Source organism: Citromicrobium bathyomarinum (genome assembly GCF_038594485.1).
GTDB lineage: Bacteria > Pseudomonadota > Alphaproteobacteria > Sphingomonadales > Sphingomonadaceae > Alteriqipengyuania > Alteriqipengyuania bathyomarina_A.
On the sequence record NZ_JBCFZG010000001.1, the window covers coordinates 590357 to 606470 of the forward strand.

14 protein-coding genes and 1 tRNA gene are annotated in these 16114 nt (G+C 63.6%); 10 read left to right on the plus strand and 5 right to left on the minus strand.

The features are described from left to right. Positions 1-11: 11 nt before the first annotated feature. Complete coding sequence (locus AAG591_RS02950; RefSeq protein WP_342529463.1) at positions 12-404, minus strand: hypothetical protein; 393 nt, start codon at positions 402-404, stop codon at positions 12-14. A 127-nt stretch (positions 405-531) separates the two neighbouring features. Here AAG591_RS02950 and efp point away from each other — a divergent pair, with 127 nt between their 5' ends. The 5 genes from efp to AAG591_RS02975 all read left to right on the plus strand — a co-directional run bounded on the left by efp (position 532) and on the right by AAG591_RS02975 (position 5581). After that, a complete protein-coding gene (gene efp, locus AAG591_RS02955) occupies positions 532-1095 on the plus strand; it encodes an elongation factor P (RefSeq protein ID WP_342529464.1) in 564 nt (187 codons plus the stop codon). Between the two features lie 6 nt (positions 1096-1101). Further along, the gene (locus tag AAG591_RS02960) at positions 1102-1929 is read left to right on the plus strand and encodes an inositol monophosphatase family protein (RefSeq protein ID WP_342529465.1); all 828 of its coding nucleotides are present in this window, start codon (positions 1102-1104) and stop codon (positions 1927-1929) included. 156 nt (positions 1930-2085) lie between these two features. Further along, positions 2086-2170: transfer RNA gene (locus AAG591_RS02965), tRNA-Leu, on the plus strand. A 92-nt stretch (positions 2171-2262) separates the two neighbouring features. After that, positions 2263-4068, plus strand: coding sequence for an SLC13 family permease (locus AAG591_RS02970; RefSeq protein WP_342529466.1), 1806 nt, complete (start codon positions 2263-2265; stop codon positions 4066-4068). Between the two features lie 166 nt (positions 4069-4234). Next, on the plus strand, positions 4235-5581 hold the full coding sequence (locus tag AAG591_RS02975; RefSeq protein WP_342529467.1) for an amidohydrolase: 1347 nt from the start codon (positions 4235-4237) through the stop codon (positions 5579-5581). On the opposite strand, the gene AAG591_RS02980 is transcribed toward AAG591_RS02975, so the two are convergent. From AAG591_RS02980 to AAG591_RS02990, 3 genes are all read right to left on the minus strand, one after another. Then, positions 5578-6225 carry a carbonic anhydrase gene (locus tag AAG591_RS02980; RefSeq protein WP_342529468.1) on the minus strand — a complete coding sequence of 216 codons (648 nt, stop codon included), beginning with the start codon at positions 6223-6225 and terminating at the stop codon, positions 5578-5580. The genes AAG591_RS02975 and AAG591_RS02980 overlap by 4 nt on opposite strands. Before the next feature lie 117 nt (positions 6226-6342). Then, positions 6343-6528: a hypothetical protein gene (locus AAG591_RS02985; protein WP_342529469.1), complete on the minus strand. Its 186-nt coding sequence runs from the start codon at positions 6526-6528 to the stop codon at positions 6343-6345. 87 nt (positions 6529-6615) lie between these two features. Next, positions 6616-8211 (minus strand): isocitrate lyase, encoded by a 1596-nt coding sequence (locus tag AAG591_RS02990; protein WP_342529471.1) that lies wholly within the window; start codon positions 8209-8211, stop codon positions 6616-6618. 159 nt (positions 8212-8370) lie between these two features. Between AAG591_RS02990 and AAG591_RS02995 the strand changes: the two genes are divergently transcribed. From AAG591_RS02995 to prsR, 5 genes are all read left to right on the plus strand, one after another. Then, positions 8371-9693, plus strand: a complete 1323-nt coding sequence (locus AAG591_RS02995) for a helix-turn-helix domain-containing protein (protein WP_342529472.1) — start codon at positions 8371-8373, stop codon at positions 9691-9693. A 71-nt stretch (positions 9694-9764) separates the two neighbouring features. Then, positions 9765-10058: a hypothetical protein gene (locus AAG591_RS03000; RefSeq protein ID WP_342529473.1), complete on the plus strand. Its 294-nt coding sequence runs from the start codon at positions 9765-9767 to the stop codon at positions 10056-10058. Between the two features lie 119 nt (positions 10059-10177). Beyond that, entirely contained in the window at positions 10178-11563 is a 1386-nt protein-coding gene (locus AAG591_RS03005) for a TIGR03013 family XrtA/PEP-CTERM system glycosyltransferase (protein ID WP_342529474.1), read from the plus strand. Then, positions 11563-13671, plus strand: a complete 2109-nt coding sequence (gene prsK / locus AAG591_RS03010) for an XrtA/PEP-CTERM system histidine kinase PrsK (RefSeq protein WP_342529475.1) — start codon at positions 11563-11565, stop codon at positions 13669-13671. The genes AAG591_RS03005 and prsK overlap by 1 nt, the downstream gene beginning before the upstream one ends. After that, positions 13671-15047, plus strand: a complete 1377-nt coding sequence (gene prsR / locus AAG591_RS03015; RefSeq protein WP_342529476.1) for a PEP-CTERM-box response regulator transcription factor — start codon at positions 13671-13673, stop codon at positions 15045-15047. The genes prsK and prsR overlap by 1 nt, the downstream gene beginning before the upstream one ends. Here prsR and AAG591_RS03020 read toward each other — a convergent pair. Beyond that, positions 15044-16102 (minus strand): DUF475 domain-containing protein, encoded by a 1059-nt coding sequence (locus tag AAG591_RS03020; protein WP_342529477.1) that lies wholly within the window; start codon positions 16100-16102, stop codon positions 15044-15046. The genes prsR and AAG591_RS03020 overlap by 4 nt on opposite strands. Between the last annotated feature and the right edge of the window lie 12 nt (positions 16103-16114).

Here is a 16114-nt window from a genome sequence, read left to right on the forward strand (position 1 = left end):
CGCGGGCCGGATCAGTTGACCGGGCCAGCCCGGACGCAGCGCATATCCCCCAGGGACCCGTCGTCCGCCCGTTCGCGCAGCATCGTGCGCCCCGTGCGTTCGAGGCTCATGCCCTTCAGCGGGCCGCGCGTGAACGTGACCAGGTCGCCGCGCAGCAGGTAGACGCCGCTGCTCCCCTTTGCCTCATAGCTGGAAGCGTTGAGAATCTTGAAGTCGCCTTCGGGAACGCGATGCCAGGCGGGCCCGCTCGCATCGCCGGGCAGCGTGCACTGATAGGAGCCGATCGGCAGCGTATCGAGCCTGCCTGCCTGGGGCGGCGGTGTCGGGGAGGCGCCGGCGGCGACACTGGTGAAGAGCGCGGCGCTGGCGACGAGCGGGCCGAGAATCGGGAATTTCCTGTCCATGCGGCGCAATATAGGATGCCTTGCCTTGCCTGACCATGAGCGCTCGGCTAAGGCGCGCGCCTTGCTGCTTGGGCGTCCCATCGTCTCGCCCGGCAGACCTCTTTTGCAAGCACCCAAGGTAAAACCCATGAAGATCAGTGGCGTCGATATCCGCCCCGGCAATATTATCGAGTACGAGGGCGGCATCTGGAAGGTTGCCAAGATCCAGCACACCCAGCCGGGCAAGGGCGGTGCGTACATGCAGGTCGAAATGAAGAACCTGCAGGATGGCCGCAAGACCAACGTGCGCTTCCGCAGCGCCGACACGGTCGAAAAGGTCCGCCTCGATACCAAGGACTATCAGTTCCTCTATGAGGACGGCGAGATGCTGGTTTTCATGGACACCGACACCTACGAACAGATCAACCTGCCGAGCGATCTGCTTGGCGACGCGCGCCCCTTCCTGCAGGACGGCATGACCGTGACGCTGGAACTGTGGGAAGAAAAGCCGATCTCGGTAGCGCTGCCCGAGCAGATCGAAGCGCAAATCGTCGAAGCGGACGCAGTGGTGAAGGGGCAGACCGCCTCCTCCAGCTACAAGCCCGCGATCCTCGACAACGGCGTGCGCATCATGGTGCCGCCGCACATCGAAAGTGGCACGCGGATCATCGTCGACGTGTACGAACAGTCCTACGTCGGCAAGGCTGGCTGACGACCAATGGCAGCACTTTCCGGCCTCATCCGCGTCATGGAGCGCGCTGCGCGCCGTGCAGGCAGCAGGCTTCGCCGCGATTTCGGCGAGATCGAGCACCTGCAGGTCAGCCGCAAGGGCCCTGCGGATTTCGTAAGCAAGGCGGATATGCGCGCCGAACGCTCGCTCTACGACGACCTGTTGCAGGCGCGCCCCGGTTGGGGGTTCCTGCTGGAGGAAGCGGGCGAGATCAAGGGCGAGGACGGCCAGCCGCGCTGGGTGATCGACCCGCTCGACGGGACGAGCAACTTTCTCCACGGCATCCCGCATTTCGCGGTGTCGATTGCGGTGCAGGAGCGCAAGCTTGATGGTTCGGGCTGGGGCGATGTGACTGCCGCGGTCGTCTATCAGCCGATCACCGACGAGACTTTCTGGGCCGAGAAGACCCGGGGGGCCTGGCTGCACGACGGGCGCCTGCGCGTGTCGTCGCGCAACCGCATGTCCGATGCGCTGATCGCGACCGGAATTCCCTTCCAGGGTCACGGAAACTTCGCCGAATGGAGCCGCATCTTTGGCGCCCTCGGCCCGGAAGTCGCAGGAATTCGCCGTTTCGGTGCCGCCTCGCTCGACCTTGCATGGGTTGCTGCCGGGCGCTTCGACGGGTTCTGGGAAAGCGACCTGCAGCCGTGGGACACCGCAGCGGGGTGCCTGCTGGTGCGCGAAGCGGGCGGCTTCGTGACCGATTATCGCGGCCGCAGCCAGCCGATCCATACCGAGCAGGTTCTTGCCGGAAACGACGGCCTGCATTCCAAAATGCACAAGGTCGTCGCTGCTTCACTGCGAAACGCAGGCTAGGCATCCCATTGCGATGCGGCCCGAGGCACTGGGCCGAGCTTTTCCGGTGGCACGAGGCTGGTTCTTGCCTGTTCGACCGGGAAATTATGCCCTGTGGGGCTTTGTCGTTGATGCGACCGGATTGCTAGGCTAGTCGTCCCGGCCTTCGCACGGGAAGCCCCTGTGGTGGAATTGGTAGACGCGCTCGACTCAAAATCGAGTTCCGCAAGGAGTGCCCGTTCGAGTCGGGCCAGGGGCACCACGCACATGGCGCATTCGGCGCATTTTTGCTTGGCATAGCGCACGCGCACGATTGCCTAGCGCCCCTGCGAAGCGCTATCGCTGGACGAAGCGATGATCGAACCCCCTTCCTTTCACGCGATCGCCGCAATGGTGGTGACGGTCGCCATGTTCTTCGGCTTCGCGCGCAGCAGGCTGTCGACAGAGATCGTTTCGCTGCTGACCATCGCGGTCATCGCGGTGTTCCTGTATTTCTTCCCGCTCCCCGATACCAAGCCGACGGACGGCCTCTCGCTCGCCTTCTCGGGCTTCGGGCATTATGCGCTCATCACCATCTGCGCGCTGATGATCATGGGGCGCGGGCTGGTGGTGACGGGCGCGCTGGAGCCTGCAGCGCAGATCCTCGAACGTCTGTTCAAATGGAACCTCCAGATCGGCCTGCTGGTCTCGCTGGTGGCGGCGATGCTGCTGTCGATGGCGGTCAACGACACGCCGGTGCTGGTCCTGCTGCTGCCGATCTTCGTCAGCCTCGCCGCGCGCGGTGCGCTGCCTGCCTCGAAGACGCTGATCCCGCTGAACGCGGCCGTGCTGATCGGTGGGATGGCGACCACCATCGGCACCTCGACCAATATTCTGGTCGTGTCGATCGCCATGGACCTCGGCCTGCCCGAGATGAGCGTGTTCCACTTCACCCCGATCGTGCTGTTCGCCGCAGCCATCGCGCTGCCGTACCTGTGGCTGGTGATGCCGCGACTGCTGAAGGACAACCGGATCGAGGAGACGCGCGAGAGCCGCCGTTTCCAGGCGCGCCTGCGGGTGAGCGAGGACGGGCCGCTGACCGGTGAATCGCTGGCCGACATCCTGCCGCGCCTGGGCAAGGACGTGCGCGTGCACAATCCGCCGGTGGGCAAGCTGCATCCGCAGCAGCGCCTGCTCATATCGGGGACGCAGGAAGGTATCGAGAGCGCGATGCGCCTGCTGCGCGGCGAAGTCGCACCCGACTGGGTGCTCTCCAAGATCAAGCGGCAGGCCGATGCGCGCGGCGACGACGTGATCGTGGTGGAAATGGCGGTGACGGCCGATTCGCGCCTGATCGGTCGTACCCTGCCAAGCTCGGGCATCGCGGACCTGTACGGCGTCGCCGTGCTCGGTGTGCATCGGCCCGATCGATGGACGGGCGGGCAAAAGGAACAGACCGACCATTCCGACACCGATCTGCGCTTTGCCGAAGGCGATGTGCTGATGGTGACGGGCCTGCGCGCCGAGCTGGAAGAATTCGCGCGCGGCGACAGCCTGCTGATGCTCGAAGGGATGCGCGAGCTACCCCGACGCTCCAAGGCGGTGCTGGCGGCGGTCATCATGGGCGGGGCCATCGTCACCGCCTCGATCGGCCTGTTCCCCATCGCAATCTCTGCGCTGGCGGGCGCGATCCTGATGTTCGTCACCGGCTGCGTGAAGTTCGACCGGGTGGGGCGTGCGCTATCGGCAAAGGTCATCGTGCTGGTCGCGGCCAGCATTGCGGTCGGCCAGATCATCGACGCGAGCGGCGCGGCGGCATGGCTGGGGATGGTGCTGGCCAGCGGGATGAGCTCGCTGGCACCCGCCTTCGTGCTGGCGGCGGTGATGCTGTTCGTGACCGTCCTGACCAACTTCGCGTCGAACGCGACCGCCGCGACCGTGGGCACCCCGATTGCCTTCAGCATCGCCACCCAGCTTGGCCTGCCACCGGAACCGCTGGTTCTCGCGGTGCTGTTCGGCTGCAACCTGTGCTACGCAACGCCGATCGCCTATCAGACGAACATGCTGATCATGGGCGAAGGCAGCTATGAGTTTTCGGATTACATCCGCACTGGCGTGCCGCTGGTGCTGCTGATGGTGACGACGCTCTCCGTCCTGCTGGTGCTGACGTACCGGCTGTAGCATTTCCTACCCGCGCCAAATTTGCGAAGGGTTGGATATGAGCTTTCGTGCGGCCCGGAACTTATCGAATAAAGCGATTGACGGGCCATGATCGATCGAGTGGATTTCGTTGCCTGAACACTGTGTCAGGTGTGTCAGGCCAACCGGGGCAAGGGGAGAAACGGGGATGTTCGAACAGGTTAGGATGGCGGGCGCCATTGCAGCGGCGGCAGGTGCGTTACTGTGCTCCACCTCGGCGTTTGCCCAGTCCGACACGCTGCGCGAAGGCGTGGCGCAGGACATGCCCGAACTGATGGCGCTCTACCGCGACCTGCACGAGCATCCCGAACTGAGCTTCGAAGAAACGGAAACCTCGGCCAAGCTTGCCGCGCGCGCGCGGGCGATGGGTTTCGACGTCACCCAGGGCGTCGGCAAGACGGGCGTGGTCGCCGTGATGAGGAACGGGGAAGGGCCGACCGTGCTGATCCGCGCGGATATGGACGCGCTGCCGGTGGTCGAACAGACCGGGCTGCCGTTTGCCTCCACCGTCACCGCGACGCCTGCCAGTGGGGTCGAAACCGGTGTGATGCATGCGTGCGGCCACGATACGCACATGACCGCGTGGATCGGCGCGGCGCAGCAACTGGTCGATCACAAGGACCAGTGGAGCGGCACGCTGGTGATGATCCTGCAACCGGCGGAAGAGCTGGGGCTGGGCGCACTCGCGATGCTGGAGGACGGACTGTACGAGAGGTTTCCCAAGCCGGACTACGCCATCGCCTTCCACGATGCGGCGCAGTTTCCCGCCGGGATGATCGGCTACGCGCCGGGCTATGCGCTGGCGAACGTGGATAGCGTCGACATCACGGTGAAGGGCATCGGCGGGCACGGGGCCTATCCGCAAACGACTAAGGACCCCATCGTGCTTGCCAGTGCGATCGTGATGAAATTGCAGACGCTGGTCAGCCGCGAGCTTTCGCCGCTCGAACCCGGTGTGGTGACGGTCGGCAGCTTCCGCGCAGGTTCGAAGCACAACATCATCTCGGATGAGGCGAAGCTGCAACTGACCGTGCGCAGCTATACCGATGAATCGCGCAAGCTTCTGCTCGACGGGATCGCCCGGATCGCGCGCGGGGAGGCCATTGCGGCGGGGCTGCCCGACGACCTGATGCCCGTGGTTACGGTGGAAGAGCCGTACACGCCCTCAACCTACAATGATCCCAAGCTGACCGAGAGCGTGGTTGCAGGCTTCCGGGCGCGGTTTGGCGAGGAGCGCGTGATGCAGGTGCCCAGCGTAATGGGGGGCGAGGATTTCGGCCAGTTCCACCGGGCGGCGCCCGACGACGTCGAATCCTTCATCTTCTGGGTCGGCGGCGTACCGATGGATGAATGGGAGGCCGCGCAGAAGGCTGAGGCGACGTTGCCGTCGCTCCACAGCCCGTTTTGGGCGCCCGATGCGGAAAAGGTGATCGCCACCGGCGCCGAAGCGCTGGCAGCGTCCGCCATGCAGCTGATGCCGGTTTCGGGGATTTAGCCGCCCAGGCCGTAGCGTTCCTCGATGGAGACGAAGCGGTCCTGCGCCTCGTCGTAGGCGTCCACCGCGCCGGTCTTGATGTCGTAGACCCAGCCGTGCAGCTCCACCTCGCCGCGCGCCAGCTGGAGAGCGACGGTGGGGTGGGTACGCAGATGCTGGAGCTGGAGGACGACGTTCTGCTCCAGCAGCATGCGCATCTTGTCCGTCTCGCTCTTACCCTCGGCCAGGGCGTCGACGATGTCCACCGCCGCGCGGCTGTAGCCCAGCCATTCGCGGACGTGGGGCAGGCTGTCGAGCGAGGTGGCGTCGTGGTGCAGGTCCATCGCACCCTTCATCGCGCCGCATTCGGTGTGACCGCACACGATGATGTGCGGCACCTTGAGCGCGGCAGAGGCGAATTCGATGCTGGCGGTCATCCCGCCGGTCTGGTTGGTATGCGGAGGGACGATGTTGCCTGCGTTGCGGCAGATGAACAGGTCGCCGGGATCTGTCTGGGTCATCATGCCCGTCTCGATCCGCGAATCGGAGCAGGTGATGAAAAGCGCCTCGGGCGACTGGCCCAGGCTCAGCCGTTCGAACAGTTCCTTCTTTGCGGGGAAGACCTCGTTCTGAAACTTCAGGACACCATCAGCAAAGCGGGGCATTAGTCGATCTCCTCGGGCCAAAACTCGCCGCGCGGTCTAGCCGCTACCCGCCCAAACGCAAGCGGGCGCACGGGGCTTCATCCCCATGCGCCCGCCGCTGGCATCCTCTCCGCGCGATTATTCCGCGTCGGGGACGTATGTTCCAAGCCGGTGGTGCAAGGCGTTGATCTTCGCCAGCTCCTCGCGGTCTTCCGTCGTGCGCGCGTGGCTTGCGAGAGCGGCGCGCAGCAGGCGGAAATCGGCAGTGGAGAGCAGCGCACGCGCGCGGCCCGGTTCCTTGGGGGTATCGGTTTCTTCAGTCATCGGTCTTATCGCTCCATTGGCAATGCTATGTCCCGGGCTCGCTGGTCAGCCATGCCGACCGAGCGTCCCGGTGACAAGGCTTCGCAGCTAGGCGGCGAACTGGTTCATCGTATTGTCCTTGCCGCCGGCCTTGAGGGCCGCTTCACCGGCAAAGTACTCCTTGTGGTCGTCGCCGATGTCGGAACCGGCCATGTTCTGGTGCTTCACGCAGGCGATCTGCTGGCGGATTTCCTCGCGCTGGACGTTCTTGACGTAGCCCAGCATCGCCTCTTCGCCGAAATAGCGCTTGGCGAGGTTGTCCGTGCTGAGCGCGGCCGTGTGGTAGGTCGGCAGCGTGATCAGGTGGTGGAAGATGCCCGCACGCTTCGCGGCATCGGCCTGGAAGCTCTGGATCTTCGCATCCGCCTCGATCGCCAGATCGGTGCCGTCGTAGTCCACACTCATCAGCTTGGCGCGATCATATGCGCTGACATCCTTGCCGCTTTCCTCCCACGCATCAAACACTTGCTGACGGAAGTTGAGCGTCCAGTTGAAGCTGGGCGAGTTGTTGTAGACCAGCTTGGCGTTCGGCACGGTTTCACGAATTTTGTCGACCATCTCGGCAATCTGCTCGACATGTGGCTTCTCGGTCTCGATCCACAGCAGGTCAGCGCCATGCTGGAGCGAGGTGATGCAGTCGAGCACGACCCGGTCCACACCCGTGCCGGGGCGGAATTGGTAGAGGTTGCTAGGCAGACGCTTGGGCGCCAGCAGCTTGCCGTCGCGGCTGATGAAGACCTGACCGTTCTTGATGTCGGTCGGGTCGACCTCGTCGCAATCGAGGAAGCTGTTGTACTGGTCGCCCAGATCGCCCGGCTGCGTCGAGTAGGCGATCTGCTTGGTCAGACCGGCACCCAGACTGTCGGTGCGCGCGACGATGATGCCATCGTCCACGCCCAGTTCGAGGAAGGCGTAACGGATCGCGCGGATTTTCTGGAGGAAGTCCTCGTGCGGCACAGTGACCTTGCCGTCCTGATGGCCGCACTGCTTCTCGTCCGACACCTGGTTTTCGATCTGCAGCGCGCAGGCGCCCGCTTCGATCATCTGCTTGGCGAGCAGGTAGGTCGCCTCGGCATTGCCGAAACCTGCGTCGATGTCGGCAATGATCGGAACCACGTGGGTTTCGTAGTTGTCGATCGCGTTCTCCAGCCGCTTGGCTTCGGTTTCGTTGCCTGCCTCGCGCGCAGCGTCCAAGTCGCGGAACATGCCGCCCAGTTCGCGGGCGTCGGCCTGCTTGAGGAAGGTGTAAATTTCCTCGATCAGTTCGGGCACGGCGGTCTTCTCGTGCATCGACTGGTCGGGCAGGGGGCCGAATTCGCTGCGCAGCGCGGCGACCATCCAGCCCGACAGGTAGAGGTAACGGCGCTTGGTACTGCCGAAATGCTTCTTGATCGCGATCATCTGCTGCTGGCCGATGAAACCGTGCCATGCGCCCAGCGACTGGGTGTAGTTCGCCGGATCGGCGTCATACGCATCCATGTCGGCACGCATGATCTTTGCCGTGTATTTCGCGATGTCGAGCCCGGTGCGGAAACGGTTCTGCAGGCGCATCCGTGCAGCAGACGTGCCGTCGATGGCAGCCCACGCGGGTCCGCCCTCGGCGATCGTGTTGTTCAGGCTGTTGATTTCATTCTGGTAGGTCATTGCGATGCTCCGCAGGAGTGATGTGCTGCCAAGCGGATACGCATCGGGACGCGCTTCAGACAGAAAAATTACAAAACAACTTGTCTTCCGAGGCTGCTATCGCCCAATGTGTTTGTGCGATTGTAAATATATTTACATCTGGGAGCCATAGCCTTCTTTATGAGCGAACCATCTCTCTACGCAGGCGCCGCGCTGCGCCGGCTGCGCCGCCGCGAAGGCCTGACCCAGGCGGTCATGGCGCAGCGCCTGTCCATCTCGCCCAGCTACCTCAATCTTATCGAGCGCAACCAGCGCCCGGTCACGGCGCGCGTCGTGCTCGAGCTGGTCGACCAGTTCGACTACGACCCGCGATCCTTGCAGGAAGACGGCGCGATCGGTGGAATCGACGGGTTGGCGCGGCGATTGGGCGACGAACGCTTCGCGGATCTTGGAATTGACCGCGCCGAAGCGATCGAGTTCCTCGCCGCTGCACCGCAGGCTGCGGCTGCCTTTGCCCGATTGTTCGACGAAGGTGGACGCGCGATTCATCAGGAACAGCCCTTCGAGGAAGAACTGTCGCGCGCTATCGAGCGCTGGCGCAATCACTTCGCCGATCTGGACGAAGCAGCGGAGGAACTGGCCGACGAACTACGCCTGACCCGTGCGGATATCGGCGCGGCGCTGACCGATTACCTGCGCGACCGTCACGATCTGGCGATCCGCTATCTTCCGCGAGCGGTCATGCCGGAAGCGAACCGGCGGCTCGATCTGCATGCGCGGCAAGTGCAATTGTCCGAAATGCTCTCCCCTGCGGCGCGCAATCTCGCGCTCGCACGACAGATCGCCGAGCTGGAACAGCGCGACATGATCGCCGACATCGCCAATGGTGCCAGCTTCGATCTGCCGGGCACCAAGGCAGCTTTCACCAGCTATCTGCGCAGTTATTACGCCCGCGCCCTGATCATGCCCTATGGCCGTTTCCTGCGCGCGTGTGAGGCGACCGCTTACGATCCGCGCGTCCTGGCGCGCCGCTTCGCCACCGATGTGGGCGAGGTCGCGCGGCGCTTTACTACGATGCAGAGGGTGAGCCAGCGCGGCCTGCCGTTCTTCGTGGGGAGAGTGGACCCATCGGTGCAGCTGGTCGAGCGTCTGCTCGGTGCAAGCGACGCAAGCCTGCTGGACAGGCGACCGGGTTGCCCCCGCCTGGCTTTTCACGCGCCTGCGGAATGGCGCGCGCAGGCAGTGATGATGGAAAGCGGCGCGCTGGGGCCGCCGCACTGGCTGATTGCCCAGATCGCAGCCCCGCCGATCGCCGACGAACCGCGCGAAGACACGCTCTTCCTCGGGCTCGAGGCCCGCTTTGCCGACAATTTTGCGCTCGCCAGAGGTGTCTCGCTCAAGCCTGAGGATGCCGTCCCGATCGGTCCGGGGTGTCGCACCTGCCGAAGGGCCGAATGCCCGGCGCGATCGCTACGCGGGCCATCTCAGGTCCCGGCAGACTAGCACAGGTTGGGGAACCGCAACCCCCGTTGCCCTTTTTGCAAAGCACTGACCACAAGCCGGGCGGAAGCACCATGACCGAAGAACGCATTACCGAACATACCGATGAAGCGGGCCACACCCACACGACCCATACCATCGTCAGCGATAACGAACCGCGTCGGGGCGGCGGGGGCGCTACGATCCTGCTCGTGCTCCTGGCCGTGGTCGCGATCATTATCGCGGTCTACTTCTTCAGCAACATGAGCAATGCCGAGGTCGCTAAGGATAATGCGATCGGCGAGGCTGCCTCGCAAGTCGGGGATGCGGCCAACAATGCTGGCGAAGCTGTGAAGGACGCAGCAGACCGGGTCGCGCCGAACGACTAGGCACGTTGGGCCGGGGCGAGAGCCCCTGTAAAGTTTACCGACATTTCACCACTCCCGCTTAGACCGGGCCCCTCGAGAAATCCCGCGAAACCTCGCGGAGAAGGGGCCCGGCGAAGCGCATGATCCGCCTGTTCAAGCACTATATTCCGCACGCGGTGCTGCTGTTCGGGCTGTGCGACCTGGCGCTCCTGCTGCTTGCGGGTGACCTTGCGTGGCATCTTCGTGCGATCCAGATCGGGATCGACGCAGGGCCCTGGTCTGATCGTCTGCCTCCGATCCTCGGCTTCGCTATCGTCTGCTGGCTCTCGCTGGTTTCCATCGGGCTCTACAATCCGGAGGCGCTGCGCAGCCCACGATACGCGTTTGCCCGCGCGCTCGTTGCGCTGTCGCTCGGCGGAGTTGCGCTGGCGGTTGTGGACTTCATGCTGCCCACGATGGGCTTCTGGCGTTCGACCTTGCTCTACGCGCTGGGCCTGGCGGCAGTGCTCATCGGGCTCGCCCGTCTGGTTCTGAGCCATGCGGTCGATCGCGACCGGTTCAAACGGCGTGTGGTCGTGATGGGGGCAGGCTCGCGTGCCGCGCGTCTGAAAACCCTGTCGGAAGACCCGGACAGCGGTTTCGCGATCGTCGGCTACATCTCGATGGATGAGGCACATCGCATCCTCCCCGAAGCTATTGGTCGGGACGATGCCGGAGATCTGGGCGAATACGTCACACGCCTGAAGGCGACCGAACTCGTGCTTGCCCTTGAAGAGCGGCGCAATGCTCTGCCGCTGGCCGATCTGTTGCGTGTGAGAACGCGCGGCATCCCGGTGCAGGAGGTTTCCAGCTTCCTCGAACGCGAGACCGGGCGCGTCGATCTCGATACGCTCAACCCCAGCTGGCTGATCTTCTCCGACGGGTTTTCCGCCGGCCGCCGCTGGTCGAGCATCGCCAAGCGTACCTTCGACATTCTGGTCGGCGCGCTGCTGCTCTTGCTGTCCCTGCCGGTGATCGCGCTGTTTGCGGTGCTGGTGAAGCTCGACAGCAAGGGTCCCGCATTCTTCTGGCAACAGCGCGTTGGCCTTTACGGTCGCCCGTTCTGGGTCGTGAAACTGCGGTCAATGCGCACGGATGCCGAAAAGGACGGCGCGAAGTGGGCGTGTGAGAACGATCCGCGGATCACGCGCCTCGGCCGCTTCATCCGCAAGGTTCGGATCGACGAGCTGCCCCAGACGTGGAGCGTGCTGAAGGGCGAGATGAGCTTCGTCGGACCGCGCCCCGAGGTACCGCATTTCGTGAACGATCTGGAGGATAAGCTGCCCTATTACGCCGAACGGCACATGGTGAAACCAGGCATCACCGGATGGGCGCAGATCAACTTTCCCTATGGTGCCAGTATCGAGGATTCGCGGAACAAGCTCGAATACGATCTCTACTACGCCAAGAACTATACGCCTTTCCTCGATCTGCTCATCCTGCTGCAGACCCTTCGCGTCATCCTGTTTCCCGCCGGAGCCCGCTGATGGTCGGTGACCATCTCTGGAATGTCGTCGGCCTGGCCGGCAGCACGGCGTGCGCAGTCGCCTGCACCATCGGTGCGCTATGGCTTGCGCAGCGCCCGCTGCCGTGGCGGCGAGAGCGGATCACAGGCGTGGCTGCGCTCTGCTTCACCGCGTTATGGGCTGGCGTATTGGCCGCGCTTGGCGGAGAGAATCTGTTTTCGGAGGCTGCGGAGAGCATTCGCAATCTTGCGTGGCTGGCACTGCTCCACGCACTGTTTGCTGGTGGCGTCGACCGGGAAAGCGCGCAGCGGGTGCGTTTCGTCATCGCCAGCCTCGTATTCGTGACATTGATGCAAGGCGCCGTGCTGGCTGTGGGTGCCACGATGAACCCTGGACGGGAATTCACCGCCTCTGCGCTGGAGGTTTCGGCATTGCTGCATATGCTGGTGGCGATCGGTTCGCTGGTACTGCTGCATCATCTTTATACCGGCGCTTCGCATCAGGATCGCGCAAGCACGCGGTGGGTGGCCCTGTCGCTGTCTGCCTGGTGGGTGTTCGAACTCAATTTTTACGCGGTGAGCTGGTTCACCGGCGACTATCCCGTGCAAATAGCCGGGCTCAGGGGGCTGGTGGTCGGGATCGTTTGCGTGCCGCTCGCCATGGCGCTGGGCGCCGATGTGCGGCGTTTGCGGTTTCAGGCTTCGCGAAACGTCGCCTTTCGTTCGCTCTCGCTCTTGTTGATCGGGGGCTATCTGCTGGCGATGGCGGGGCTCGCGCGTCTCCTGAGTGCGCTGGATGCCGACGTGGCGAGGCTGGCCCAGGTCGGCTTCCTTGTCGCGCTCCTTACCGTCGCGGCGCTCTGGCTTCCGACCCCGCGCTTTCGCGCGTGGTTGAAAGTGACGGTGCAGAAACACCTGTTCAGCCATCGATACGATTACCGCGCAGAATGGCTGAGGCTGGCCGACACCATCGGGCACGGTTCGGAAGAGGGCTCGGCGCTGTGCGCGCGCATTCCCCAGGCCGTCGCCGAGATTACCCAGAGCCCTGCGGCCGCTCTGTTCCTGGTAGAGGGTGAAGGAGTGCTCTCCCTTACCGATACATGGCGCTGGCCGATGCTTGAGGATGAAGGGAGGGAATTGCCGAGCCAGATCGTACAATTGCTTGCCGACCGCGACTACGTGATCGACCTCGAGCAATGGCGCGAGGGAAAGTCCGTCGCAGGGGAAACGGACGCTCTGCCTGCATGGCTCGATAGCAGCAGCCGTGCGTGGGCGATCGTCCCGCTACGTCATTTCGACCGATTGCAGGGCGCTGTGCTTCTCGCGCGGCCCGTCCTCGATCGACAGCTCGATTGGGAAGATTTCGACCTGCTCACCGTGGTCGGCCGACAGCTGGCCAGCTACCTGTCCGAGCAGGCGACGCAGCGCGCGCTTATGGATGCGGCAAGGTTCGACGAGTTCAATCGCCGGATGGCCTTCGTCCTGCACGACATCAAGAATCTGGCGAGCCAGCTCTCGCTGCTCTCGCACAATGCACAGCGCCATGCGGATAATCCCGCGTTCCGGGCGGACATGCTCAAGACGCTCGGTACCAGCACCGACAAGCTGAATGCGCTGATTCGTCGTCTCGGCAGCTATGGCAGGGGACGCGAAGCGAAGCGTGAGCGGTTTGATCTCGGCATTCTGGCCCAAGAGGTCGTGAAGCGCTTTGCACAGCATCACCGCGTTGAACTCGCTGGAAATTCCGGCTGCGAGGTGAACGGCGATCGCGAAGGGTTGGAACAGGCGCTGGTTCACCTGGTCCAGAATGCGGTGGACGCGAGCCCGGCCCAAGCGCCCGTATGCGTGTCGGTTCACAGCGAGGACTCGTGCGCATCGATCGAGATCGCCGACATCGGTGAAGGGATGGATGCGGCCTTCGTACGCGACAAGCTGTTCGCTCCGTTCGTCAGCTCGAAAGTCGACGGGTTCGGCATCGGTGCCCTGGAGGCGCGCGAACTGGTCGGTGCCATGGGCGGGCGGTTGCAGGTTCAATCGCGTGTTGGCCTGGGTTCCCGCTTTACCATCGAAATTCCACTCGCCGCAGCGGAGAGCGCAGGCGAGTCCAAACCTATCGAAGAGGCTGCCTGATGAGCGATCATTCAACGGGTTCGAGGCCCAAGCTGCTGATTGTCGAAGACGACGCCGGGCTTCAGACACAGCTCAAGTGGGCATTCGAGGGGTTCGAAGTGTTTATCGCGTCGACCCGCGACGAAGCGCTGACGATCCTGCGGGCGGAAATGCCCCCCGTCGTCACGCTCGATCTGGGGCTGCCGCCCGATCCCGACGGCACCAGCGAAGGCTTCGCGGTGCTCGATGCAATCATGGCGACCGCGCCATCGACCAAGGTGATCGTCGCCAGCGGGCACGGGGCCCGCGAAAGCGCGCTCGATGCGATCGCGGCGGGGGCTTACGATTTCTACCAGAAGCCGGCGGATTTCTCCGCCCTCGAACTCATCGTCGGGCGCGCGTTGAACCTGCACCGGATCGAGGCCGAGAACCGCCGCCTTGCCGAGAAAATCGGCAAGAGCAAGCGCGTGCTCGGCACACTGATTACGGGTGCGCCGGAGATGGTGAAGGTGGCCCGCACGATCGAGCGTGTTGCCAACACCGATGCCTCGGTCATGCTGCTGGGCGCGAGCGGGACGGGCAAGGAACTGCTCGCCCGAGGCCTGCACGATGCGAGCCCGCGGCGCGACGGCGCCTTCGTGGCGATCAACTGTGCCGCGATTCCGGAGAACCTTCTGGAAAGCGAGCTTTTCGGGCACGAGAAGGGCGCCTTTACGGGAGCCGTGAAGACCACCGAAGGCAAGATCGAGACCGCCCATGGCGGCACGCTGTTTCTCGACGAGGTCGGCGACATCCCGCTTGCCCTGCAGGTAAAACTGCTGCGCTTCCTTCAGGAACGCACGATCGAGCGGATCGGCGGGCGCAAGCCTATTCCGGTCGATACGCGCATAGTGTGCGCCACCCACCGCGATCTCGATGCGATGATCGCCGAGCAATCCTTCCGTGAAGACCTCTATTACCGGCTCGCCGAAATCGTGGTCAAAATCCCCACCCTGGCCGAACGCGCGGGCGATGCAGGCCTGCTGGCCAAGGCGTTCCTGACGCGCTTCGCACGCGAAATGAACCCGCAGGTAAAGGGCTTCGCGCCCGACGCGCTTGCGGCGCTCGACTCGCACAAGTGGCCGGGCAATGTTCGCGAGCTCGAAAACCGCGTGAAGCGCGCGGTGATCATGGCCGATGGCAAGCTAATCTGTGCCGAGGATCTCGACCTCGATCTGCCGCAAGATTCGTTACACGAGGCGCTCAATCTCAAAGGCGCTCGCGAACAGGTCGACCGGCAGGTAATCCGCCGCGCGCTTGCGCGAACCGAGGGCAATATTTCGGGCAGTGCAAAGCTGCTCGGCGTGTCGCGACCGACGCTCTACGACCTGCTCAAGCAGTACGACCTGCAGAACTAGACCGTATCGGTCTGCCCGCCATGCTTGCGGTTGTAGCGTAGCGACCACAGCAGCGAGATGCCGATCAGGACCGCACCGATCAGCCCGGTGATGCTCTCCGAAATATGGTATTTTGCGGAAAACAGCATGATCAGGCCCAGCGCGATGATCGCCCAGAACGCGCCATGTTCGAGGAAGCGATATTTCGACAGCGTGCCTGCGCGGACCAGGTGGACCGTCATCGAGCGGACGAACATGGCACCGATAGACAGGCCGATCGCGATGATGAGCATGTTGTTGGACAGGGCGAAGGCCCCGATCACCCCATCGAACGAAAAGCTCGCGTCGAGCACTTCGAGGTAGAGGAACCCGCCGATGCCCGATCGTACAGCGCCCGCAGCCATCTTCTTGCGTTCGACTTTGTCGAGTAGCGAGCCGACCGCATCGACCGCGATGTAGGTGATGATGCCGAGGATGCCGGAGCTGAGGAATACCATTGCCTCATCTTCCGCCAGAATGGTCGAAATGCCATACAGGAGCAGCAGGAGGATGCCGATTTCCGCCGCCTTGATCTCCGAAAAACGGCGTAGTGCCAGCTCCAGTCCGCGAATCCAGTCGACGTCCTTGTCGCCATCGAAGAAGAAGTTGAGCCCGACCATCGTCAGGAACGCGCCGCCGAACCCGGCAATGCCGATGTGCGCGCTGGACACGATCTGCTCGTACCGCTCAGGATCGTTGAGCGAGAGGTTGATCGCCGAAATCGGGTCGAGCTTGGCGGCAATCGCCACAATGGCGAGCGGGAAGACGATCCGCATCCCGAAAACCGCAATCACGATGCCCCAGGTGAGAAAGCGGCGCTGCCATTTCTCGTCCATCTCGCGCAGCACGGTCGCGTTGACCACGGCATTATCGAAGCTGAGCGATATTTCGAGGATCGAAAGGACGAAGACGATCCACAGGACATGTGCGACCTGCTGGAGATCGGCCGATCCCGACCACGCATAGGCCGCCGCCGCTGCAAAACAGACCAGCGTGAAGATCAGCGATCCGCTATAATGCCGGAAAAGGGTCTGCACGTCCTGGGCGGC